This window comes from Brachybacterium hainanense (assembly GCF_042434575.1).
GTDB lineage: Bacteria > Actinomycetota > Actinomycetes > Actinomycetales > Dermabacteraceae > Brachybacterium > Brachybacterium hainanense.
Genome location: NZ_JBHLSV010000034.1, coordinates 1 through 23,587, shown reverse-complemented (window position 1 = coordinate 23,587; position 23,587 = coordinate 1). Strand labels below are relative to the sequence as shown.

20 protein-coding genes are annotated in these 23,587 nt (G+C 73.7%); 9 read left to right on the top strand and 11 right to left on the bottom strand.

Annotated elements, in window-relative coordinates:
• Positions 1 to 11 precede the first annotated feature (11 nt).
• Both ACFFF6_RS18550 and ACFFF6_RS18545 read left to right on the top strand, forming a co-directional pair.
• The gene (locus tag ACFFF6_RS18550) at positions 12 to 2,198 is read left to right on the top strand and encodes a helicase-associated domain-containing protein (RefSeq protein ID WP_376982997.1); all 2,187 of its coding nucleotides are present in this window, start codon (positions 12 to 14) and stop codon (positions 2,196 to 2,198) included.
• A 477-nt stretch (positions 2,199 to 2,675) separates the two neighbouring features.
• On the top strand, positions 2,676 to 2,942 hold the full coding sequence (locus tag ACFFF6_RS18545) for a hypothetical protein (protein WP_376982996.1): 267 nt from the start codon (positions 2,676 to 2,678) through the stop codon (positions 2,940 to 2,942).
• Between the two features lie 165 nt (positions 2,943 to 3,107).
• Here the strand turns inward: ACFFF6_RS18545 and gnd are convergent, their stop codons facing one another.
• Complete coding sequence (gnd, locus tag ACFFF6_RS18540) at positions 3,108 to 4,568, bottom strand: NADP-dependent phosphogluconate dehydrogenase (RefSeq protein ID WP_376982995.1); 1,461 nt, start codon at positions 4,566 to 4,568, stop codon at positions 3,108 to 3,110.
• A gap of 187 nt (positions 4,569 to 4,755) precedes the next feature.
• Here gnd and ACFFF6_RS18535 point away from each other — a divergent pair, with 187 nt between their 5' ends.
• The 6 genes from ACFFF6_RS18535 to ACFFF6_RS18510 all read left to right on the top strand — a co-directional run bounded on the left by ACFFF6_RS18535 (position 4,756) and on the right by ACFFF6_RS18510 (position 11,828).
• Positions 4,756 to 5,712, top strand: coding sequence for a hypothetical protein (locus tag ACFFF6_RS18535; RefSeq protein ID WP_376982994.1), 957 nt, complete (start codon positions 4,756 to 4,758; stop codon positions 5,710 to 5,712).
• Positions 5,713 to 5,825: 113 nt separating this feature from the next.
• Positions 5,826 to 7,514 (top strand): DNA repair helicase XPB, encoded by a 1,689-nt coding sequence (locus tag ACFFF6_RS18530; RefSeq protein WP_376982993.1) that lies wholly within the window; start codon positions 5,826 to 5,828, stop codon positions 7,512 to 7,514.
• A 67-nt stretch (positions 7,515 to 7,581) separates the two neighbouring features.
• The gene (locus tag ACFFF6_RS18525) at positions 7,582 to 8,148 is read left to right on the top strand and encodes a lipopolysaccharide assembly protein LapA domain-containing protein (RefSeq protein ID WP_376982992.1); all 567 of its coding nucleotides are present in this window, start codon (positions 7,582 to 7,584) and stop codon (positions 8,146 to 8,148) included.
• 52 nt (positions 8,149 to 8,200) lie between these two features.
• Complete coding sequence (locus ACFFF6_RS18520) at positions 8,201 to 8,920, top strand: response regulator transcription factor (RefSeq protein WP_376982991.1); 720 nt, start codon at positions 8,201 to 8,203, stop codon at positions 8,918 to 8,920.
• Positions 8,921 to 8,948: 28 nt separating this feature from the next.
• Positions 8,949 to 10,499, top strand: a complete 1,551-nt coding sequence (locus ACFFF6_RS18515; protein ID WP_376982990.1) for a sensor histidine kinase — start codon at positions 8,949 to 8,951, stop codon at positions 10,497 to 10,499.
• A 72-nt stretch (positions 10,500 to 10,571) separates the two neighbouring features.
• Positions 10,572 to 11,828, top strand: coding sequence for a TetR/AcrR family transcriptional regulator (locus ACFFF6_RS18510; RefSeq protein WP_376982989.1), 1,257 nt, complete (start codon positions 10,572 to 10,574; stop codon positions 11,826 to 11,828).
• Between the two features lie 29 nt (positions 11,829 to 11,857).
• Here the strand turns inward: ACFFF6_RS18510 and ACFFF6_RS18505 are convergent, their stop codons facing one another.
• The 10 genes from ACFFF6_RS18505 to ACFFF6_RS18460 form a co-directional block, all read right to left on the bottom strand.
• Complete coding sequence (locus ACFFF6_RS18505; RefSeq protein ID WP_376982988.1) at positions 11,858 to 12,406, bottom strand: DUF4031 domain-containing protein; 549 nt, start codon at positions 12,404 to 12,406, stop codon at positions 11,858 to 11,860.
• Entirely contained in the window at positions 12,403 to 13,653 is a 1,251-nt protein-coding gene (locus ACFFF6_RS18500) for a DUF418 domain-containing protein (RefSeq protein ID WP_376982987.1), read from the bottom strand. The genes ACFFF6_RS18505 and ACFFF6_RS18500 overlap by 4 nt, the downstream gene beginning before the upstream one ends.
• A complete protein-coding gene (locus ACFFF6_RS18495) occupies positions 13,650 to 14,633 on the bottom strand; it encodes an RNase H family protein (RefSeq protein ID WP_376982986.1) in 984 nt (327 codons plus the stop codon). Before ACFFF6_RS18495 ends, ACFFF6_RS18500 begins: the two co-directional genes overlap by 4 nt.
• A 71-nt stretch (positions 14,634 to 14,704) precedes the next feature.
• Positions 14,705 to 15,469 carry a hypothetical protein gene (locus ACFFF6_RS18490; protein WP_376982985.1) on the bottom strand — a complete coding sequence of 255 codons (765 nt, stop codon included), beginning with the start codon at positions 15,467 to 15,469 and terminating at the stop codon, positions 14,705 to 14,707.
• Positions 15,466 to 16,269 (bottom strand): hypothetical protein, encoded by an 804-nt coding sequence (locus tag ACFFF6_RS18485; protein ID WP_376982984.1) that lies wholly within the window; start codon positions 16,267 to 16,269, stop codon positions 15,466 to 15,468. The genes ACFFF6_RS18490 and ACFFF6_RS18485 overlap by 4 nt, the downstream gene beginning before the upstream one ends.
• Complete coding sequence (locus tag ACFFF6_RS18480; RefSeq protein ID WP_376982983.1) at positions 16,266 to 17,165, bottom strand: ATP-binding cassette domain-containing protein; 900 nt, start codon at positions 17,163 to 17,165, stop codon at positions 16,266 to 16,268. Before ACFFF6_RS18480 ends, ACFFF6_RS18485 begins: the two co-directional genes overlap by 4 nt.
• Entirely contained in the window at positions 17,162 to 17,557 is a 396-nt protein-coding gene (locus ACFFF6_RS18475) for a GntR family transcriptional regulator (protein ID WP_376982982.1), read from the bottom strand. The genes ACFFF6_RS18480 and ACFFF6_RS18475 overlap by 4 nt, the downstream gene beginning before the upstream one ends.
• 150 nt (positions 17,558 to 17,707) lie before the next feature.
• Positions 17,708 to 18,739 (bottom strand): alcohol dehydrogenase catalytic domain-containing protein, encoded by a 1,032-nt coding sequence (locus tag ACFFF6_RS18470; protein ID WP_376982981.1) that lies wholly within the window; start codon positions 18,737 to 18,739, stop codon positions 17,708 to 17,710.
• 86 nt (positions 18,740 to 18,825) lie between these two features.
• The gene (locus ACFFF6_RS18465) at positions 18,826 to 20,787 is read right to left on the bottom strand and encodes a glycoside hydrolase family 2 protein (RefSeq protein ID WP_376982980.1); all 1,962 of its coding nucleotides are present in this window, start codon (positions 20,785 to 20,787) and stop codon (positions 18,826 to 18,828) included.
• A gap of 137 nt (positions 20,788 to 20,924) precedes the next feature.
• Positions 20,925 to 21,941, bottom strand: a complete 1,017-nt coding sequence (locus ACFFF6_RS18460) for a LacI family DNA-binding transcriptional regulator (protein WP_376982979.1) — start codon at positions 21,939 to 21,941, stop codon at positions 20,925 to 20,927.
• Between the two features lie 325 nt (positions 21,942 to 22,266).
• On the opposite strand from ACFFF6_RS18460, the gene ACFFF6_RS18455 reads away from it, so the two are divergent.
• On the top strand, positions 22,267 to 23,587 hold a 1,321-nt coding region (locus ACFFF6_RS18455; protein WP_376982978.1), incomplete at its 3' end, for a DEAD/DEAH box helicase.

Here is a 23,587-nt window from a genome sequence, read left to right as displayed (position 1 = left end):
TGGATCGCACCATGCCAGCCACGCCGCGATCCCTCGCCGACGCGCTGCGCTCCTTCCGCGACGAGCAGCTCCAGCGCCTCCTCGCCGCACGCGGCGACCTGCTGGTCCCCCTCCCGCAGGGGCTGGGTCCGCTCGCGGCCCGCGCCGCCTCCGGCCCCAGCAGCCAGCGCGCCCTCCACCGTCTGGACCGCCCGGCGCTGCAGCTGGTCGAGGCGCTCGCCGTGCTCCCGGACCAGGCGCCCCGGAGCGCGCTCGCCCGCGCCGTCGGAGCGACACCCGGCGAGATCGAGGAGACGCTCTCCCACCTGCAGGACCTCGCCCTCGTCTGGGGCGGCCAGGAGCTCCGCCTCGTGCGCAGCCTGCGCGACGGGCTCCGGCATCCGGCCGGGCTGGGTCCCGTGCTCGCCGAGGATCCGAGCCCGCAGGAGGCGGAGACGCGCGTGGCGGCGGCGCGCGGGGCCGATGACGAGGTCGCGGGCGTGCTCGACGCGCTCTCCTTCGGGCCGGCCCGGCTCGAGGTCGGCGACAGCGCCCTGGGCCCGCTCCTGCGCGAACGGGGCATCGCGGTGCCCGCGGCCGAGGGGGTTCTGCGGATCCCGCGCAGCGTGCACCTCGCGCTGCGCGGAGGCCGGGTCCACGAGCGCTTCGCCGCGCACCCGCCGACGATCGCCGGGGTCGCCCGGCCCGAGCGCTTCGCGGGGACGCGCAGCGCCCAGGCGGCGGAGGCCGCCCTCGAGACGCTGCGGATCACCGGGATCATCGGCGACCTGGACCGGGACCCGCCCGGGGTGCTGACCCGCGGCGGCCTCCCGCAGCGGGAGCTGCGCCGGCTCGCGGAGGCGGCCGATGCGCCGCTGCCCGAGGTCGTCACGGTGCTGCAGACCTGCTGGACCGCCGGGCTCGTGGGCCATGACGGCCTCACCTGGCAGCCCACCCGCGACTGGGACGAGTTCCGGGAGCGATCGGAGGAGCAGCGCTGGGCGGAGCTCGCCCTCGCCTGGCTGCGCAGCGAGGATCTCCCCTCCCTCGTCGGGACTCCCGATCCCCGCGGCGGCCCCGCGCATGCCGCCCTGTCCGCAGCGACCCGTCGGCCAGGGGTGCGGGCCCGCCGCGAGACCCTGCTCGCCCTGCACGCGCAGCTGCACGAGGACTCCCCCGACACGGCCGCGGACGGCCCGGCCCTGCGCGAGGCCCTCTCCTGGCATCACCCGCTCGTGCCCGCGCCCGTCCTCGCTCAGGAGGCGGATGCCTTCGAGCGGGAGGCCGCGACGCTGGGCCTGGTGCTCGCGGGCGTGCCGACCCGGCTCGGGCTCGCGCTCGACCGCGCCCGGCGCCGGACCGACGCGGCGGAGGTCGATGCGCTCCTGGTCGAAGCGCTCGCGGCCGTCCTGCCGCCCCCGGTGGACGAGGTGCTGCTGGACGCGGACCTCACCGTCGTCGTCCCGGGCCGTCCCTCCCGCCGTCTTTCCGCGCTGTCCGCCTGGACGGAGCCGGTCTCGCGGGGCGGCGCCCTGACGCTGCGCTTCACCCCGGCCTCGGTGCGCCGCGCCCTCGACGCGGGCGAAGACCCCGCGGCGCTGAGGGCCCTGCTCGAGAGCGCCTCCCGCACCCCGGTTCCGCAGGTCCTCGCGGTGCTCCTGGCCGACGAGCAGCGCCGCCACGGACGGATCGCGGTGATGCCCGCCGTCACCGCGCTGAGCGCCGAGGAGGAGGTGCTCACGATCGTCCTCTCCCATCCCGAGGCGGCGCTCCTCGACCTGCGCCGGCTCGCGCCCGGGGTCGCGGTGACCATGGCGGGTCCGGCCGTGGTGATGCGCGCGATCGAGCGGACGGGGCTGTCCGGGGTGGCGGTCGGCCGCGACGGGACGCTCACGCGCCCGACCGCGCTCCATCGGCTCCCGGGCTCGCGCGAGGATGTCGATCCGGGGCACGGTCCTGAGCTCCCGCTCACCCCGGAGGAGGCGGTCCTGCGGATCCGTGCGGCCGATGCGGGCGAGGCCGAGCTGCCCGTCGCGGACCGGCTGCGCGATGCGATCGCGCGGGAGACGGAGCTGCGGATCGGGGTCGTCGACGGACGCGGCGGCATCGCCGTGCGCCGGGTGCTGCCGCTGTCCCTCGAGGGAGGGCGGCTGCGTGCACGGGATGCCGGAACGGGTGAGGAGTTCACCGTCCTCGTGCACCGCGTCACCCTCGGCTGACCGGCGATGAGCCAGAACCCGTCACGCCCACCGCGCCTGACCGGCGATGAGCCAGAACCACGCACACCCGCCGCGCCTGACCGGCGATAGAGCAGAACCGCCCCGCCTGTGCCTCAATGACGGTCAGCGACTCCACCGCCATGGGCTCATGCCTCAGGCCCGGTCAGCGGTTGGGGTCAGCTCCCGCGTGCAACGCGACGGCGATCCGCGGATCGCGTGCGGCGAGAGCCTGCCACCTCGGACCGCGGGAGCGAGGCGAGGGATCCGCCGGAACGACGCGGACCTGCTGCGCCCGAGCTCGCGCTCGCTTCGCCCTCGTCCGAGCGTCCGTCTCGGGTCCTGGAATGGGGACTCCTCCCCATTCCGGACGGGACCGATCCCGTGGTTACACTTCTCCCTGGCGCCGATCGGACTCACTGCGGCGACTCACCGAGCCCGTGCGGCACGCACGCCGCCCTCACCCGAAGGAATCTCCCCATGACCAACTTCTCCCCCTCCTCCGACATCGAGAGCATCAAGAAGAAGTCGCTGATCGCGATGATCGTCGGTTTCGTCTGCGGCGGCGTCATCCCCGGCGTGCTGGGCCTGCTCGGCTACCTCAAGGCCGACACGGAGCCCCAGACCGCGCAGAAGTTCACCAAGTGGGCCTGGATCGTCTTCGCGATCATCTGGGGTCTGAACATCATCCTCTGGATCGCCGTCATCGCGCTCGGCGGGCTCAGCGCCTCGATGAGCACCTACTGACCGCTCGCCCAGCAGGGCATGACGACGGCCCCGGACCGAGAGGTCCGGGGCCGTCGTCATGCCGCCCCGCGACGCCCCGCGGACAGCCGCCGAGCTCCGCCCCGGTTCCGCATCGGAAACGGAAGCAGAGCTCGGCGGATGGCCTGCGACCGGAGCTGTGGTCGATCAGTCCTGCTTCGACTCGCGGCGGTCCTCGGACCACTCGACGTGGAAGGTGCCCTCGACGTCGACGCGCTGGTAGGTGTGCGCGCCGAAGAAGTCGCGCTGGGCCTGGACCAGGGCGGCCGGCAGGCGGTCCGCGCGGACCGCGTCGTAGTAGGACAGGGTCGAGGAGAACACCGGGACCGGGATGCCGTTGGCGGCGGCGAAGGCCACCACGCGGCGCCAGGCCGGGATGCACTTGGTGATCTCGGCGGTGAAGTACTCGTCGGCCAACAGCAGCGGCAGGGCCGCGTTGCGCTCGTACGCCTCGGTGATGCGGTTGAGGAACTTCGCGCGGATGATGCAGCCGCCGCGCCAGATACGGGCCATGGCGCCGAGGTCGATGTCCCACCCGTACTGCTTCGCCCCGGCCGCGATCTCGTCGAAGCCCTGCGAGTAGGAGACCAGCTTCGCCGCGTACAGCGCCTTCTGCAGGTCGTCGATGAAGGACGCCTCGTCGAGGACCTTGAGGTCCTGGGTCTCGGCGGGGAGGACGCCGCGAGCAGCCTCGCGCTGGGGCACGGAGCCGGAGGTCGAGCGGGCGAAGGTGGCCTCGGCGATGCCGGTGACCGGGACGCCCAGGTCCAGCGCCGTCTGCACGGTCCAGGCGCCGGTGCCCTTCTGCGCGGCCCGGTCCAGGATCACGTCGACGAAGGGCTTGCCGGAGGTGGCGTCGGTGTGGTGGAGGACCTCGGCGGTGATCTCGATGAGGAAGGACTCGAGGTCGCCCTTGTTCCACTCGGCGAAGACGTCGCCGATCTCGCCGGCGGGCTTGCCGAGCGCCTTGGTCATGAGGTCGTAGGCCTCGGAGATGACCTGCATGTCGGCGTACTCGATGCCGTTGTGGACCATCTTCACGAAGTGGCCGGCGCCGTCCGCGCCGACATGGGTGCAGCAGGGGACGCCGTCCACGTGCGCGGAGATCTTCTCGAACATCGGACCCAGGCGGTCGTAGGACTCGACGGTGCCGCCGGGCATGATCGAGGGACCGTTGAGGGCGCCCTCCTCGCCGCCGGAGACGCCGGCGCCCACGAAGTGGAGGCCCTTCTCGCGCAGCGCGGCCTCGCGGCGGCGGGTGTCGGTGAACAGGGCGTTGCCCGCGTCGACGATGATGTCGCCCTCCTCCATGAGCTCGGAGAGCTCATCGATGACGGCGTCGGTGGGTCCGCCGGCCTTGACCATGATGATCGCGACGCGCGGCTTCTGCAGGGAGGCGACGAAGTCCGCCGTCGACTCCGACGGGTAGAACTCGCCCTCGGAGCCGTAGGAGTCGACGACCTTCTCGGTCTTGGCGACGCTGCGGTTGTGGATCGCGACCTTGAAGCCGTTGCGCGCCAGGTTGCGGGCGAGGTTCGACCCCATCACCGCCATACCGGTGACGCCGATGTCGGCAACGTTGGCGGGGGATGCGGCGAAGGAAGCCATGGATTCTCCTCGGTTTGAGAACGTGTCGACGCGGGTGCGGGGGAGGATGCCGGCGTCGTTCCGCACGGCGGCACCCGTGCCATCGGCCCCATTCTAGGGAATGCGCGGCTCCCCGGGACGTGACGGTCCACGCAGGCGCCCCGTAGGCTGTGGCCGTCCTCTCCCGTCGACGTCCCCGAGGAATCCGATGAGCTCCGCTTCCCAGCCCCCGCAGTTCGGCCAGCCCGAACAGCCCCCGCAGTACGGCCAGGCGCCGGCAGGCGATCCGTACAGCCAGCCGGCCCCGCAGGCGCAGCCCTCCCCGTACGCCGCACAGGCCTCCCCCCACGCGGCGGGCCCCTCCGCGGCCTCGGCCGACCCCTTCGCGCAGCCCGCGCAGCAGACCTTCGCACCGCAGGGCGTCCCGCCGCAGGCCGGTCCCCCGCGCGCCGCTCCCGGCACCTCGCTCGGCGACGACATCGGCGCCGGCTTCGGCTTCGCGTGGAACACGCTGCGCACCAACGTGGCGGCGATCCTCGTCCCGGGCGTCGTGTACGGCGTCCTCATGATGGTGATCGTCGGTATCGCGATCTTCTCGATGATCGGCATCATGGTGGCCGGTATGTCGAGCATCGACGGCACCGGCGATGCCGACGGCGCCGTCGCGGCGGGGGCGATGCTCGGCGCCTACGCGGCCTTCTTCGGGATCCTGCTGCTGATGGTCCCGGTGAACCTGCTCTGGGCCTCGGGCGCGTACCGGGTGGGCGGCAGCGTGCTGGAGCTGCGGAAGCCGACCGTCGGCCAGGGCTTCGTCGGCCCCGGCCGCGTGATCCTCACGCTCCTGCTGGTGTCGGTGGGCGTCCTGGTGGGCTCGGTCCTGTTCTACATCCCGGGGCTGCTGTTCGCGCTGTTCTCGATCTTCGCCCCGGCCGCCGCCGCCCGCGGCGCCTCCCCGATGGATGCGATCAAGGAGAGCTTCCGCCTGGTCAAGGACAACATCGGAGCTGCGATCGTCGGCTACCTGGTGCTCATGGCCATCTCCTACGTGGGCGGGATGCTGGTGGTGACCCTCGTCGTGTCCATCCCGCTGGGCTTCCTGTTCACCCTCGGCCTGTACGAGCGGCTCAGCCGCCGCGAGCTGCCGAACCCGGAGCTCGCCCGCTGATCCTCGGCCCGGCATCACGAGTGCCGGTCCACGAACCGGGTCCCGCTGCGGGGCCGGCTCGTGGGCCGGCATTCGTCGTCCCCGGCGCCGCCCGCAGGCCGTAGCCTGGTCCGATGAGCGACGGCCCCCTGATCGTCCAGAGCGACAAGACCCTCCTGCTCGAGGTGGGGCATCCGCGTGCCCGCGAGGCCCGGGCGGCGATCGCCCCCTTCGCGGAGCTCGAGCGCTCCCCCGAGCACATCCACACCTACCGGATCACGAACCTGGGCCTGTGGAACGCGCGCGCCGCCGGCTTCGACGCGGAGACGGTGGTCGCCGCGCTCGTCGAGAACTCCCGCTACCCGGTCCCGCATGCGCTGCTGATCGACGTCGCGGACACGATGGACCGCTACGGCCGTCTGCAGCTGCGCGCCGATGCGGAGCACGGCCTGGTCCTGCACGGCCTGGACCGCGCCGTGCTCGAGGAGGTCTCCCGGGCGAAGCGGGTCGCCGGCATGCTGGGCGCACGCGTGGGCGAGCAGACCATCGCCGTGCATCCCTCGCAGCGGGGGGCTCTCAAGCAGGCCCTGCTGAAGCTCGGCTGGCCCGCCGAGGACCTCGCCGGCTACGTCGACGGCGAGTCCCACCCCATCGCGCTGCGCGAGGGCGACTGGGAGCTGCGCCCCTACCAGGCCGATGCCGTCGCCGCCTTCGCCGAGGGCGGGAGCGGGGTCGTGGTCCTCCCCTGCGGGGCCGGCAAGACGATCGTCGGGGCCGGGGCGATGGCCGCCGCCCGCCGCACCACCCTGATCCTCGTCACGAGCACCGTCTCGGCACGGCAGTGGAAGGCGGAGCTGCTGGCCCGCACCAGCCTCGGGGAGGACGAGATCGGCGAGTACTCGGGCGCGCTCAAGGAGATCCGGCCCGTCACGATCGCGACCTACCAGGTCCTCACCACGACGCGGAAGGGCGTGCATCCGCACCTGGAGCTGATGAGCGCCCGCGACTGGGGGCTGATCATCTACGACGAGGTGCATCTGCTGCCCGCCCCCGTCTTCCGCATGACCGCCGATCTGCAGGCCCGGCGCCGCCTGGGGCTCACCGCCACGCTCGTGCGGGAGGACGGCCGCGAGGACGAGGTGTTCTCCCTCATCGGCCCCAAGCGCTACGACGCGCCGTGGAAGGACATCGAGGCCCAGGGCTGGATCGCCCCCGCCGACTGCGTCGAAGTGCGCCTGGACATGCAGGAGGCGGAGCGGATGGCCTATGCGATGGCGGAGCCCTCCGACCGGCATCGCCTCGCCGCCTGCCACCCCGGCAAGCCCCGGATCGTCCGGCAGATCGCGACCCGCCACGCCGGGGAGCCGATGCTCGTGATCGGCCAGTACCTCGACCAGCTCGAGGAGATCGCCGCCGAGCTCGGCGCGGAGCTGATCACCGGGCGGACCTCCGTGGCCCGGCGCCAGAAGCTGTTCGCAGCCTTCCGGACCGGGAGCATCGACCGCCTGGTCGTCTCGAAGGTCGCGAACTTCTCCGTCGACCTGCCGGAGGCCTCCGTCGCGGTGCAGGTATCCGGAGCCTTCGGCTCGCGCCAGGAGGAGGCGCAGCGCCTGGGCCGCCTGCTGCGCCCCAAGGCCGACGGGCGCTCCGCGCACTTCTACTCGGTCGTCACGCGCGACACGAGCGACCAGGACTTCGCCGCCCACCGTCAGCGGTTCCTGGCCGAGCAGGGCTACGCCTACCGGATCCTGGACGCCGCCGAGCTCGGCACCGCCTCCCGCTCGGGGGAGGACAGCGGAGCTCCGCGATGGCAGGATTCCTGATGCGGGCCCCGTCCGCCGTCCCCTTCCCGTCTCCCTCCCCCATCCCCGTCGACCCGAGGAGCACCCGATGACCGCACCGCATGACGAGAACTCCCGGCCCTCCGCCCGCGACACCCCGCCCCCGGCATCCCCCGACGTGCCCGCGCCTCCGCCCTCGGATCCGGTCGGCCCGGTCCCGCGAGCGCCGCGCTCCGATGCCGACGGACCGGTCCGCCGCGCCGCGGAGCCCAGCACGACCGGGGCGGAGGAGCCCGGCACCCGCCGCGGGAGGACCGCGGACGCCTCCGGGCGCACCCCGGGCACGGCGCCGGAGCGCGAGACCCGCGGCGGCGGGAGCACGGAGGTCGCGCCGGAGCCCCACAGCCTCTCGCTCGGGCTGTGGGCGGCGCTGATCCTCGGCGCGATCGTGCTCGTGCTGCTGCTGATCTTCGTGATCCAGAACAACGTCCCCACCGCGTTCCAGTACTTCGGGGCGCACTTCACGCTCCCCCTCGGGGTGGCGATGCTGCTCGCGGCGATCGCGGGCGGTCTGGTGATGGGGCTGGTCGGATCCGTCCGGATCATCCAGCTCACCTGGGCGCTGCGCAAGCTGCGCAAGGCGGAGAGGAAGATCCGCTCGGCCGTGGAGCGCTGAGCATCCAGCGACCGTCCAGCCAACTCCCACGTTGGAGGGCCACGGTGGAGGCATGAGCACCGAGAGCACCCAGGACTACGAAGCGCGACTGCTCGTGGTCGACGACGAGCCGAACATCCGCGACCTGCTGGCGACCTCCCTGCGCTTCGCCGGCTTCGAGGTCTTCACCGCCGCGACGGGCAACGAGGCGATCCGCCAGGCCACCGAGCATCAGCCCGACCTCATGGTCCTGGACGTGATGCTCCCCGACATGGACGGCTTCACCGTGACCCGTCGCCTGCGCGACCGCGGCGAGCTGTACCCGATCCTCTTCCTCACCGCGAAGGACGAGACCAAGGACAAGGTCGCCGGGCTCACCGTCGGCGGCGACGACTACGTGACCAAGCCCTTCAGCCTCGAGGAGGTCGTGGCCCGGATCCGCGCCGTGCTGCGCCGGACCCACGGCGGCGTCGAGGAGACGGTCGATGCGAGCCTCGTCGTCGGGGACCTGCGCCTGGACGAGGACTCCCACGAGGTCCACCGCGGGGATGTCTCGATCGAGCTGTCCCCCACCGAGTTCAAGCTGCTGCGCTATCTCATGCTGAACGCGGGGCGGGTCGTGTCCAAGACCCAGATCCTCGACCACGTGTGGGACTACGACTGGTCCGGCGAGGTCGGCATCGTCGAGTCCTACATCTCGTATCTGCGCCGCAAGGTCGACGTGATCGGCGAGCCGATGATCCACACCAAGCGCGGGATCGGCTACGTGCTGCGCGCCGCCGACGCCTCCTGACGACCTGCCCCGAGCGAGGCCCCTCTCCGTGTCCTTCCCGTCCCTGCGCGCCGACCGCCCCGTCTCCCTGTGGACGCGGATCGTCGCCCTCATCTCCCTGCTGCTGGTCCTGGGCACCACGATGACCGGCGGGCTGTCGCTGTTCCTGCTCAACCGCACCCTCATCCAGGGCGTGGACAACGAGCTCGAGCGGTCAACGGCGGACATGACGGCGCTGGCGACGTCGCTGCTGAACGGGGACGAGGACCCGGCGGCCGCCGGCTCCGTCGCCCCCGTCGACTACATCGTGGAGATCCGCGACGACGACGGGGTCCGGATGAAGCAGTACGTGCACCGTCACGGCGGCTCCACCGGGACGCTCACCTTCCCGCAGCTGACGGAGACCCAGGTCATCGAGCGCGGCGGCGAGCCGTTCACGATCATCGACTCCTCCGAGGGCCGTTGGCGCGTCAAGGCGATGATCAACGGCGGGCCCGGCGGCGGCAGCGTCTTCGTCGCCCTGCCGCTGGAGAGCGTCGATCGGACCATGCACGAGATGGGCCTGATCATCGTCCTGGTCGGCACGGGCGTCGTGCTCATGGGCATGGGCTGCGGCGGCTACATCGCCCACCGCTCCCTCGAGCCCCTGCGCGATGTGGAGGCGACCGCCGCCCAGATCGCGGCCGGCGATCTGTCCCGCCGCGTTCCGGAGACGACGACCTCGATGGAGGTGCACCGGCTCTCCCGCTCGCTCAACGAGATGCTCGTGCACATCGAGCAGGCCTTCGCCGCCCAGTCCGCCTCGGAGTCCCGGGCCACCGCCTCCGAGGCCCGCATGCGCCGCTTCGTGTCCGATGCCTCCCATGAGCTGCGCACCCCCCTCGCGGCCATCCGCGGCTTCGGCGAGCTGTACCGGATGGGGGCGCTGGGCACGGACGAGTCCGTCGCCCAGGCCATGCGCCGCATCGAGGACGAGGCCCGCCGGATGGGATCCCTGGTGGAATCGCTGCTGCGTCTGGCCCGGCTGGACGAGAACCCCGATCTGGACCTCGAGCCGCTGGACATCTCCGACGCCCTGTTCGACGCCGCCCAGGACCTGCGGGCCCTGGACCCCAGCCGGCAGGTCATGGTCGTCTCTCTGTCCGGGACGCCGCTGACGGTGTCGCCGCACGTGAGCGTCGGCGTGATGGGCGACGAGCCCTCGCTGCGCCAGGTGATCCTCAACCTCGTCGGCAACGCGAACCGGCACACCGCCAAGGGCTCCCCCGTCGAGATCGCGGTGGGCACCCTCGCCGACTCCGCCCGCACCGTCATCGAGGTGCGCGACCACGGCGAGGGCATCCCCGCCGAGCAGCGCGAGCGGATCTTCGAGCGCTTCTACCGCACCGACGAGTCCCGCCAGCGCTCCGCCACGCAGGGCGGCGGCGCAGGGCTCGGCCTGTCCATCGCCGCCTCGATCGTGCAGCAGCACCGCGGCGAGATCTCGGTGCACGAGACCCCGGGCGGCGGCGCGACCTTCCGCGTCGAGCTCATCGCCGCGGATCTGTCCGCCCCCGCGGACGACGAGGGCGAGGAGCACACCCCGCCCCCGAGCGGCTGAGCCGGACCCCGACGATAGGGTGGGGAGCATCGGCAGGGGACGCCGCAGACGGTCGAGACGAGGAGGACAGGGGTGAGCACAGCGCCCACGGCCTCCGTGCGCGTCCTCGGCCGGGAGCGCACTCGGGCCCGGATCGTCGACGCCGCGCGGACCCTCTTCGTGCAGCAGGGGTACCGGGCCACCTCCCTGCGCGACATCGCCGCCGCGGCCGGGATCAGCCATCCGGGGCTGGCCAAGCACGTGTCCTCCAAGGACGAGCTGCTGAGCATCGTGCTCGCGCAGATGGAGGAGGACAGCGCCCGGGCCATGGACGCGCAGGCGAACGCGGCAGATGGCTCGCCCCGCCCGCTGCCGTTCAGCACCCTCGCCGCTCTCAATGCCGCGACACCCGGCTACGTCGCCCTGTTCGCCGCCCTGACCGGGGAGGCCTCCACCCCGGCGCATCCCTCCCACGCGGCGATGGCCAGGCGCTACGAGGAGGTCGAACGGCTCAGCCTCGGCATCCTGGACCGCGCCCGCCGGGACGGGACGGTCCACCCGGACCGCGCGACCGCCGCGGAGATGCGCCGCTTCGACGCGATCTGGGACGGATTGCAGCTCATGAGCCTCTTCCTCCCCGACCGGATCGACGTCCCCGCGCGGCTCGCGGCCCTCGAGGAGCGCTGGAGGGAGCCGCCTCCCGCCGAGATCGCCCCGCCCCGGCTGCCACCGCGTGCCGCCGCCGCGCCCCCGGCCCCACGGGAGGAGCACGGGTATCGCACCGGACGCGCACGCCGCGCACAGATCCTCGCCGCCGCATCGGACCTCTTCGCACGCGACGGCTACGGCGACACGGCGCTCGCCAGGATCGCCCAGAGCGCGGGCGCCTCGAAATCGGCGGTGCTGCACCACTTCGGCTCCAAGGAGGGCCTGCTCGAGGCGGTCCTCGACGAGAGGGACCGCGCCCTGCGCGCCCTCGCAGGCAGGCCGCCCGATCCCGCGCAGGGCCGGGAGGGGCTCGATCTCATCGCCCGTCAGGCGCAGGAGGCGTCCCGCCGCCAGCCCGGGCTGATCCAGCTGTACGCCGTGCTGTCCTGCGAGGCCGCCGCGCCCGCCCATCCCGCCCACACCTACGTCGCCGAGCGGTTCGTCGCCGTGCTCGCGGACGTCACGGCACTCTTCGGCCAGGCCCGCGACCGCGGCGAGCTGCCGCCGCATCGCGATCCGGAGCAGGAGGCGATGCTCTACGTCGCGCTCTGGGACGGCCTGCAGTACCGCTGGCTCTACGACCGGGAGGTCGACATCTCGGCGGAGCTCGGAGCGCATCTGGCGCAGGTCCTCTCCCGCTGAGCATGTCCGGAAGGGCCCCGGGCGGAGGCTCAGGACGGGCGGGGCGCATCCATCGCCTGGCCCTGCCAGAAGGGATGCCCGGCGGCGCGGGCGAGCGCATCGACCCGGGCGAGAAGCGCGGCCGCCGCCGCCTCCCCCGGGCCGTCGTGCGCCTGGATGCGCAGCCGGGACGGATCGTCCTGGCTGATGCGGAACGCGCCCGGCAGGACCGGCAGCGGATCGGCGTGGCCGCGAGGTCCCCAGATGAAGTCCCGCGGCACCGGGGCGAGACCCAGGCGCGCAGCATCGGCGGCCGAGCGCTCGGCCCGCGCCCGGGCCCGCCGCCCCTGCGGGACCCGCAGCCCCGAGCGGATCAGGATCCGCGTCAGCTCCCGGTTGCCGACCATGCGCACCCCGGCACCTTCGAGGCGTCCGCGCAGGTCGACCGGCCAGTCGTAGTGGTCGAGGTCGAAGGCCCGCGGCGACAGCCCGGCCCGCAGCGCGCCCGCGTGCAGCTCCTCGAGGGAGACGTCGGAGATCAGATGCCCCCACACGGTGCCGTGGTTGTCCCAGCGCGGGGTGTCGGCGAACAGCGTCATCCCCGCACCTCCGGCACGGGACGGGCCAGGGTGCGCAGCAGCTGCTCGGCCGGGCCGCGGCGACCACGCCGCGCGAGGATCCAGGCGAGCACCAGGCCCGCCGCCCACGTCCCGAGCATGATCGCCGATGCCCCGGCGGATCCGAGACGTCCCCCCAGACCGAACGTGTACGCGGGGAACACGGCGAGGGCCAGGAGGGACTGCAGCAGATACGCGGTCAGCGACATCCGGCCGAGGGCGACGAGCGCCCGCCTGCCGGTGCGCGCCCGACCGCGCCGGTACCCCGCGCACAGCAGCGCCGCCCCCGCCGCGTACGCGACCGCGCCGGCCAGGCCGGTGAGCTGATGCAGCACGCCGAGCCCGCCCAGCAACGCCGGGCTCGTGACCGCCTCGTGCCACGGGTCTCGCACCATCACCCAGGTCAGCGGGGCGGCGCCGAGCAGGGACAGGGGCAGCAGCCAGCGGACGAGGGAGGCGAGGGTCTCCCGGTTCCGGGTCACGTCCTCGAGCACCCGTCCCCGCGCCATCAGCAGGCCGATCAGCATCGGGGTCAGCAGCCCGAGGTCGGTCGCAGGCATGGTCAGCAGGGCCCAGCCGGTCTCCTGCGCCCGGATCAGGACGCTCGTCCCGTAGTCGCCGGCCTGCACGGCGGGCAGGGAGGCGATGCCCGTCTGCAGGCCGACGAGGCCGTCGGACCAGCCCCACAGGGCGAGCATGGGGGCGGCGATGAGCGCCCCGAGCATGACGATGCGGCGCGAGCGACTCGCGAACAGGACCGCGAGCATGCCGATCACCGCGTACGGCAGGATGATGTCGCCCGGGAACAGCAGCACGCCGTGGGCGAGGCCGATCCCGGCGAGCACGAGGTGCCGGCGTGCCATGCGGCGGCGGAACGCGCCCGCGGTCTCGCCGCGCTGCTGCCCGCGCCGGTGCAGGACGCCGATCCCGTAGCCGAACAGGAGCGCGAACATCGGGAAGCCGCGGTTGTCCGCGAGCAGGGACACGAGCACGTCGACCGTGCGGTCCAGCGGCCCGGCGTCGGCCTGCTTCGCCAGCGCCGTCCACGTCCCGCCGTACATCCAGCCGACGGTGTTGGCGAGCGCGATGCCGGCGAGCGCCGCCCCGCGGGCGAGGTCGGGTCCGGCGGCGCGCTGGGACAGCGGCACGGCGGTGACGGCGACCCGCTCTCCGGCGAGCAGGCGGGCGAGGGCGCGCAGGGTCGCGGGGCGCGCGCTCGGCACGGTCATGGCCGGGCCGGGGTTCCCTGGTGGTGGCGCAGCAGCCAGCTCCCGTCGACGCGGATCCAGACGCTCGAGCGCAGCACCGTGCGGAGGCGGCCGGTGTCGTCGGGGGCCTCCGTGCGGTAGCGCACGAGCACGGCGTCCTCGCCGATCCGGTCCGCGATCATGTCGCTCGCCTCGAGCCCGGGGACGGGGGCGAGCTCCGCGAGGATCTGCGAGCGGGTCCAGGCACGGCCCGAGGCGCCGATCTCGGTGGCGTCGGGGTGCAGCAGGGCCCCGGCTCGCTCGGGACGGGCCCGCACCAGGTCGGTGAGCAGGGCGAGCTCGCGCTGGGTGACCTCGTCGAGCTCCGAGGTCGACGGGGCGACGGGGGCGGGAGGCGCGGGCTCCGGCTCGAGGAAGCTGAACAGGTCGGAGGCGTCCGCGGCCAGGGCGGGCCCGGCGCCGGAGGCGTCCGCGGCCAGAGCGAGCCCGGCGTCGGAGGCGTCCGCGGCGCGCGGGCGAGCAGTGCTCGTCGGGCTCGTCCGGTAGCCGGGGCCGACCTGCGGGTCCCTCCCCTTCGAGAACGCGGTCGCCGCGGCGTTCGCGCGACGGTCCGCGGCCTCGTTCATGCGGTGGCCGGCATGCCCCTTGACCCACTCGAACTCGACGCTGCGGCCCACCAGGGCCCGGTCGATCGCCTGCAGCAGCTCGACGTTCATGACGGGCTTGCCGTCCTTCTTGCGCCAGCCCTTGCGCTTCCAGCCCGGCATCCATCGCGTGACGGAGTTGATGACGTACTGGCTGTCGCACAGGACGTGCAGGTGCTGGTCGGCGTCCACCGCGGTCGCCTCGAGGAGGTCCAGGACGGCTTTGAGCTCGCCCATGTTGTTGGTGCCGTGGGGCCAGCCGCCCGCGCGCCAGGTGTCCTCGTCGATGTACCAGGCCCAGCCGGCGGGCCCGGGGTTGCCGAGGGCGGAGCCGTCGGCGGCAGCGGTGATCGTCATGCCCCCATGGTTCCACAGGGCCGATGCGCCCTGAGCCGCGGCGACCGCGCCTCAGCCGCAGCGACCGCGTCTCAGCCGCGGGCGATCTCCGCGCCGGCGTCGAGCGCCCCGGCCCAGGCGCGGACGCGGCGGCGCAGCAGGTGCAGGGCGACGGCGAGCAGGGTCGCCAGCAGGACGATCTGGGCGAGGCCGAAGAGCTGGATCTGCTGCTCGACGGGGAGGTCGACGAGGTTCGTCAGCTGGAGCGCCAGGACGCCGCCTGCCGCGGCGAGCAGGGAGGTCAGCAGGACCGCTCCGCCGTAGCTGATCAGCGACAGCAGCCACATCGCTGTGCCGGGGCGCCTGGTCGTGCACTCCTTGCCCACGACGAGCCCTGTGATGGTGAGCTGCAGGCCGATCGTCAGCGCCTGGATCGGCAGGGACAGCAGGGCGGGCGCGACCGGGCCCTCGATCGTGCTGCCGAGGGCGACCAAGGAGGTCGCGCCGTCCATCCCAACGGCATCGGCGATCCCCGTGCCGATCGCGGTGACGACCGTGAGGCCGAGGGTGAGGAGGACGGCCAGCGCCGCGCGGCCGCGCAGCGCATCGGCCCGGGACAGCCCCAGGCCCGCCCGCAGGTCCGCGGACTGCTCTTCGTCCTCCCGGCCCAGGCGGTACCAGAGGAGCGCCGCCCACAGGGGCGCCACCCAGATGAGGATGTCGGTCAGGAGTCCAGCGGCCAGGAGCGCGATCACGGAGAACACGACCGTTCCCGCGACCGTCTCCCGGTGCAGCCGCAGCTCGACCCGCAGTGCGCGCATGGCTCCGGTCCCGGGCCGCGTCGGCGTCGCGCTCATCGTCCGCTCCTCTCGTCTCGTCCGTTCCTCTCGTCGCCGTCCAGATCACGGATCCAGCCGCGGATGCTGCGTCGCAGCCAGAGCAGACCGAGGACGAGGCAGGCCAGCAGGGCGGTGAAGATCCCCGCCCACATCGGCAGGTCGCCGACGGGAGCGGCGTCCGTCCCGCGGACGACGCCGAGGAGGATGCCGCCCACGGCGCCGACGGCCATGAGCACGAGGGCGACCAGGAGGTACGCCCCCAGGCCGCTGGCGGCGGCGAGGAGGACCGCGCCGATCCCAGGCCGCCGGGTCGTGCTCGCCCGGCCGACCATGACCGCGGTGAGGACGAGCGCCGCCGCGGTCCACAGGACCTCCGCGGGAACGCCGAGCAGCGCGTCCGCGAGGCCGTGCCCGGCGACGAGCGCGGAGGTTCCGCTGCCGGAGGTGTCGTGCCCGCTGAGCACCGCGAGCACGCCGGAGGCCGCCAGGAAGGCGAGGGTCACGGCCGCATCCAGGCCGACCAGGATGAGTCGAGCCCGCAACGCGTCGACGCGGGAGAGGCCCAGCCCCGCGTTCAGCACCGCCCGATCGGCCCCGTCATGGCGGCCGAGCCGGTACCAGGCGGCGACGGCCCACAGCGGGAGCAGGGTCCTCGGCGCGTCCGAGACGAGGCCGGCGAGGATCATCACGGCTGCACCGAGGATCACGGTCCCCCCGAGCATCTCCCGATGCAGCCGTGCCTCGACGCGCAGCGCACGGCGCAGCCCCCCGGTCGCGTCGAGGGCGGGGACCGGGCGGCTGCGCACCACGGCACTCATCGGTCCGTCCTGTCTGTTCCGCGGGCGTGGCGCAGCGCGCCGGTGACGAGGTCCGTCAGCCCCGGCCGCAGGAGCCGGGCCGCGGGCGGCAGTCCGGCCGCGTCGTCGGCGGGGAGCAGGCCGCGGGTCAGGTCGCCGATCCGCTCCGCCCCCTGCAGCGCGAGCCCGGATGGGAGCAGGCCGGGCAGCTCGACCAGCACGAGCTCGTCCCGCAGGTCCTCCACCGCGCCCTCGAGGACGCAGCGGCCGCCCGCGATCACGACGAGATGGTCCACGAAGCGGTCCATCCCGTCGAGGTCGTGGGTGGTCAGGACGATCGTGGTGTCCTCGGTCGCGAGCTGGGTGCGCAGCCGGTCCACGAGCTCCTCGCGGGCCAGCGGATCCAGGCGGGCGAGCGGCTCGTCGAGGATCAGCAGCTGCGGAGCGGAGGCGAGCGCCGCGGCGACGAGGAGCTGCGTGACCTGCCCCCGGGAGAGGTCGCGGATGCGGGTGTCGAGGTCGACCTCGTGCGCGCGCAGCTCGGCGCCGAGACGGCGGACGGAGAAGCGGGGGACGCAGGCCTGGTGCAGCCTCGCCACGTCGTGGGCGGTCCAGTGGTCCGGGTAGGGGGAGGCGTCGGCGACGACGGCGACCCCCTCCGGCAGCGGGACGTCGGCGGGGCCCATGACGCGGCCCATCACCTCGATGCTCCCGGCCGCCGCGGGGACGGCACCGATGATCGTGCGCAGCGCGGTGGTCTTGCCGGCGCCGTTGGCTCCGACGATCGCGGTCACCTGGCCCGCGGGGGCGGTGAAGCTCAGGCCGCGCAGGATCGCCGCGGGCGCGGCGCCGGGCCTGCGCGGCGGACGGAGCCGGACCTGCAGGTCGCGGACGGCGATGGCGGGGGCGGGGGTCATCGGTCATCCTTCGCGGGGTCGAGGGCGAGGTCGAGGCGCGCGTGCAGCTCCTCGGCGCTCATGCGGGCGGCGCGGGCGGCGCTCGCGGCCTGCGCGAGAGCCTCGTCGATGCGGGGAAGGGCCCTCTCGCGCAGGGCCGCGGGGTCCTGCGCGCGGACGAAGACGCCCTTGCCGCGGATGGCGTCGACGAGCCCGTCGGCGACGAGCTCGTTGTAGGCCCGGGTGGTCGTGATGACGCTGACGCGCAGGTCTCGCGCGAGAACGCGGATGGAGGGCAGAGCCGCTCCCGGCGCGAGGTCGCCGCGGCCGATGGCCTCCGCGAGCCCGGCCCGGATCTGCGCGTAGATCGGCTCCGGCGAGGACGGGTCCAGGGGGATGTCCAGATCCGGCATGCCGTCCTCCTCTCCGCGCATCTACTGTCTATATGCACTATAGACAGCTCGGGCGCTCAGGCGTCAAGACCGACCCGTCCGGAGATCTGCTCGACGGATCCGGCCCGCTCCGTCGTGCCCTGTCGCTCGCACGACAGCGCACCCCCGCCCTCAGCTCAGGAGCGCGACCGTCATCCCGGCCCCGGCAGCGCCCCGGCCCATCGCCATGAGCGCCTCCGGGAGCTCCTCGAAACCGATCGTCCGTCCCACCGCGGCCTGCGGGTCCAGACGCTCGGCGGCGATGTCGGCGAGCAGGTCGCGGTACTCGGCGACCGCGAGGCCGTGGCTGCCCAGCACCTGCAGCTCCTGGGCGATCACCCGGCTCATCGGAAGGGGACGCTGCGCATCGGCTCCCAGCAGCAGCCCGACCTGCACGTGGCGGCCGCGCGGACGGAGGCTCTCGATCGCGGCGGACGCGGTCGCGGCCGAGCCCAGCGCATCCATCGTCGCATCGGCCCCGCCGCCGGTCAGCGCGCGGATCCGCTCGGCGGCACCGGTCGCGTCGATGGCGCGGGCGCCGAGGGCACGGGCGGCCTCGAGCGCGGGCGCCGAGACGTCCACCCCGATGACCTCCGCGCCCGCGGCGACGGCGATCTGGATGACCGAGAGGCCCACCCCGCCACAGCCGAAGACGGCGAGGGTCTCCCCGGCCCGCAGCCGGGCCTGCACATGGACGGCGTGATAGGCGGTGCCGAAGCGGCAGCCGAGCCCGGCCGCGGCGCGCATGTCGATCTCCTCGGGCAGGGCGACGAGGTTGTGGTCGGCGGCGAGGACGAGGACCTTCTCGGCGTAGGAGCCGGGCAGGTCGAAGCCGGGCTGGCGCTGGCGCGGGCACACCTGGGAGGCCCCCGCCCTGCACTGCGCGCACTCCCCGCAGGCGAGGATGAACGGGGCGGTCACCCGATCCCCGGGCGCGAAGGACGCGACCCCCTCCCCGACCGCCTCGACGACGCCGGCGAACTCGTGACCGGGCACGTGCGGGAGGGTCACGGAAGCGTCGTGGCCCTGCCAGGCGTGCCAATCGCTGCGGCACACGCCGGTGGCATGCACCCGGACGACGGCACCGCCGGGCGGGGCGATCGGATCGGGCAGCTCGACGAGCTCGGGCGTGCCGCCGAAAGCGGCATAGGAGATGGCGCGCATGCCCCGATCCTCCCCCACCGGGCCGAGCGCCGGCCTGCGAGTCCTCTCCGCAGGGCGGATGGCTCGCAGGCCGGCGCTCGGCGGGATCAGTCCTGCTCGTACGCCGCCGCCTGCTCCTGCACGGCGCGCAGCCGGGCGAGGTCGAGCTTGCGTCCGCGGGCGAAGTCGACCACGCCGTTCTTCTCCTGGAACACGTCGGTCAGCTGCGTGTAGCAGTAGCCGAACATGTCGGGGTCCTCCAGCAGCACGCGGGTGAGGCCCTCGAAGCGCTCGTAGAGCTCCTCCTCAGAGCCGATGCGCTGGCCGTAGCCCCAGGACGCGGCGGCGTTGTTCCCGGCCTCCTGCGCTGCCCGGCGGGCCTCCTCCTCGTTCCACCAGATGCCTCCGTACTCGGAGACGAAGTAGGGCTGCCCGGCGTAGGGCAGGGAGAAGGAGCCGTCCGCCCGGGGCAGCTCGCCGTCGCCGATCTCGCGGCTGTTGGCGAAGGGCCTGCCCTCCGCGAGCCCGGACTGCTCCCGGCGGAACGCCTCCGGATCCTGCTCGTAGGAGTGGGAGTCGTAGACGTCCGCGCCGCGCACGCGATGCGAGTACCCGGAGGCGTCGAGCACGGGCCGCGACGGGTCGGCGAGCTTGGTCGCGTCGTACATGGCCTGCGTGACGTCGTCCAGGACGGTGAGGCGGTCATGGATGACCTGGTGCGTCTCGTTCAGCGGGCACCAGCCGATGATGCTGGGGTGGCTGATGTCGCGGGCGACCGCCTCGATCCACTGGCCGATGAACGCCGCGGTGGGCTGCTGGTTGTGGCCGACGGGCCCGCGCCCGGAGACGCCCCAGTCGCCGAACTCGCCCCACACGAGGTAACCGTGCAGGTCCGCCCAGAACAGCATGCGCTCCTCGAAGACCTTCTGATGGAGACGGGCGCCGTTGAAGCCGGCCTCGTAGGCGAGACGGATGTCCTGGACCATCGCCTGGTCGCTGGGGCTGGTCATGAAGGTCTCCTCCCAGTACCCCTGGTCCAGGACCAGGCGCTGGAAGACCTTCTGCCCGTTGATGCGGTACTCGCGGCCGGCCAGGGAGGTGGAGCGCAGGCCCGCATAGGAGGAGACCTCGTCCAGCACGGTGCCGTCCTCGGCGAGCAGCCGCACCCGCAGGGTGTACAGCTCCGGTGCGCCGGGGCCCCAGACGCGCACATGCTCGGCGGGGATGACGAGCTCGAGGTGGGGGGCGAGGTCGAGGTCCGCGCGCACGTCGGCGGCGGCGACCCGCTCCCCGCCGGGGACGGAGGCGGTGATCTCGAGGCGGGCGCCGGGGACGTTCCGCGTCAGCGGCACGTCGATCGCGAAGGACGTCGAGGCGAGCGAGGGGATGATGCGCAGGGAGCGCACGGCGGCCTCCGGCACGCCCTCGAGCCAGACGGTCTGCCAGATGCCGGTGGTGCGGGGGTAGTTCGCATGGGTGGGCTCGAACCAGACGGACTGCTTGCCGCGGGCCTGGGCGGCCTCACGGTGGTCACGGGCGCGGACGACGATCTCGACCTGCTCCCCGGCCCCGGCGATCCCGCCGAGGTCGGCCGCGAACGGGGTGAAGCCGCCGCGGTGACGGGCGACCTCCTGTCCGTCCGCCCAGACGGTCGCATCGTGGTCGACGGCGCCGAAGCGCAGCACGGGCCGCAGCCCCGTCCAGTCGGCGGGGATCGTGATGATGCGGCGGTACCAGACCGCTTCGTGGAAGTCCCGGTCGCCGATGCCGCTCGCGGCGGTCTCAGGCGCGAAGGGCACGGTGATCTCGCCGTCGAGGTCCCGCTCCAGCAGACCGCGGTCGATGCCGCTGTCGCCGGGGTCGAGCTCGAACTGCCAGGTGCCGTTGAGGTTCAGCCAGGTGGGCCGATGCAGCTGGGGCCGCGGGTGCTCGGGACGGGGCACGTCCCCGGCCGCGGAGGCGGGCGCATCGAGGACGGCGGCGAGCGCATCGGCGCGGGAGAAGAGGTCCGAGAGCTGCTGCGGGAGCTCGGGGACGGGATGGGCGGTGCTGCGGGTCGGGGTGCTCACAGGGGCGCTCCTGGGGGGTGGTGGCGGTCGACGAGGGAGCCGTGCGGAACGGCGATGGCCCAGCAGGGACCAGTCAACACGAGTTCGCCGAGAATTTCCACGTGGGAATCAAGATGCCCACGTGTCACGGCGCGAGCTCAGCCGTCCGCGCGCGCCCCACCCGAGCTCTCCCGGACCACGAGCCGATGGGGCACGACCACCTCCGCCGCCGTTCCCGGCCCGGGGTCCGTCGCGGCGTCGAGCGCCGCCGCGACGAGGGCGTCGAGGTCCGGGGCGACGCTGCTCAGGGGAGGCACGGCGAAAGCGGACTCCGGCACGTCGTCCCACCCCACGACCGCGACCTGCTCCGGAACCGCCGCGCCCTGGGCACGCAGGGCCTCGAGGGCTCCGATGGCGAGCAGATCGTTCACGGCGATCACCGCGTCGAAGACGACGCCCTGGACCAGCGCCGCCCGCACGGCGTCGCGTCCCGCCTCGCGGTTCCAGTGGGCGACCGGGCGCAGCAGGTCCGGATCGATCTCGATCCCGGCGAAACGGCAGGCGGCGCGATACCCGATCAGACGGTCCGCGCCGGTCGAGGGGGGCACCGTCTCCGCCCCCAGGAAGAGCAGGCGCCGGCGTCCCTGATCGGCGAGGTGGCGGACCACATCGGCCGCGGAGGCGACGTTGTCGATCGCGACGTGGACGACGTCCTCCGCCGCCGGGATCCGCTCGCCCAGCAGGACCGTGCGCGGCCCGGATTCGCGACCCGCGAAGTCCGCGGGCAGCAGCGCCGCGGGCGAGATGATCACCGCATCGGCCGGGCGCGGGACCCGGCCCAGGACATGCGCCCGCTCCACCCGGGCCGACCCGAGGGACACCTCCACGCTCACCGAGCGCTCGCGGTCGCGGGCGGCGGCCTGCATGCGCTCGGCCAGCCGCGCGAAGTATGGGTTCTGCAGCTCGGGCACGACGAGGCTGATGATGCGGGTGGGGCCGCCGCGCAGATCCCGGGCGGCGAGGTTGGGGACGTAGCCGAGCTCCTCGATCGCCTCGAGGACGCGTCGCCGGGTCGCCTCCTTCACCACCGGTCGCTCGTGCACGACGTTGGAGACCGTCTTCCAGGACACGCCGGCCCGCAGGGCGACGTCCTTGATGCTGACCCGCTGCGCCATGCTGCTCTCCCCTGCTCTGTCCTCCGGATCGTCGTCCCGGGCCTCCACCCTACGTGCTCTCACGTGGGAACACCGAGGGCGCTCCGCCGCGCCGCATTCCCCTCGCCTCCGGGACCACGGCTTTCTCACATCCGCGGCCCGCACCGTTCCCCTGCCGACCGCGCGGGCATAGGCTGACCGGACGAGTGCCGTCGCCCCGCCGCGGCACCAGGTCCCGCCCGCTCCATCGGGCGGAGACAGCGCTGGGCCCGTGGGGACGCCGGAAGGAACGCGCGTCCCGGCAGCGAGTGCGCCGGGCGGGCTGCTTCCACCAGAACGGATCCTCGTGACCACCTCTGACTTCGCACGCCTCGGCGTGCCCACCGCCCTGTCCGACGCGCTCGCGCCCCAGGGCATCACCTCCCCCACCCCGATCCAGGCGGCGACGCTGCCGGACTCCCTCGCGGGACGCGACGTGCTGGGCCGCGGCCGCACCGGCTCGGGCAAGACGTACGCCTTCCTGCTGCCGCTGGTCGCGCGGCTCATGGCCGATCCGCGACGCCGCGCCGCCCGCCGGCCCCGCGCGCTGGTCCTCGCCCCCACCCGCGAGCTCGCCGCGCAGATCGGCGACTCCCTGCGACCGCTCGAGAAGGCGGCGAAGCTGCGCAGCGCCGTCGTCTTCGGCGGCGTGGGCCAGCGCCCCCAGGTCGATGCGCTCGCGGGCGGCGTCGACGTGCTCATCGCCTGCCCGGGCCGCCTGCTGGACCTCATGGGCCAGGGCCACGCGGATCTCTCCGCCGTCGAGATCACGATCCTCGACGAGGCCGACCACATGGCCGACATGGGCTTCCTGCCGATGGTCCGCAGGATCCTCGACAAGACCCCCGAGCGCGGCCAGCGCATGCTGTTCTCCGCGACCCTCGACGACGGCGTGCAGAAGCTGGTCTCCCGCTACCTGCACTCCCCCGTCACGCACTCCGCGGACCCGGCCTCGAGCCCCGTGGGCACCATGGAGCACCATGTGCTCGAGGTCGACGGGGACACCCGCTTTGACGTGCTGCGCGACCTGGCCGCCGCACCGGGCCGCACCATCATGTTCACCCGCACGAAGTACGGAGCCAAGAACCTCGCCCGCAAGCTCTCGCGCACCGGCGTGGGCGCTGTCGAGCTGCACGGCAACCTCTCCCAGGGGGCTCGCACCCGCAACCTCGAGGCCTTCGGCAACGGCAGCGCACCGACCCTCGTGTGCACCGACATCGCGGCCCGCGGCATCCACGTCGACGAGGTGGCCCTCGTCGTCCACGCCGACCCGCCCATCGAGCACAAGGCGTATCTGCACCGCTCGGGCCGCACCGCGCGCGCCGGCGAGTCCGGCACCGTCATCACCGTCCAGACGCCCGATCAGAAGCGGGACGTCCAGGACCTCATGCGCAAGGCGCGCATCACGCCGACCTATCACCGCGGCATCTCCGGGCAGAGCCCGGTCCTCGCGGACCTCGCCCCCGGTGAGCGCGTCTTCGGCGAGCCGTCCGACGCGCCCGAGCTTCCCGAGCGGCGCGAGAGCGACGGCCGAGGGCGCGGAGGCCGCTCCGGAGGACGCGGCCAGGGCGGACGCGGCCAGGGCGGTTCCGGCCGCGGCCGCACGGGCGGCCAGGGCCGCTCCGGCG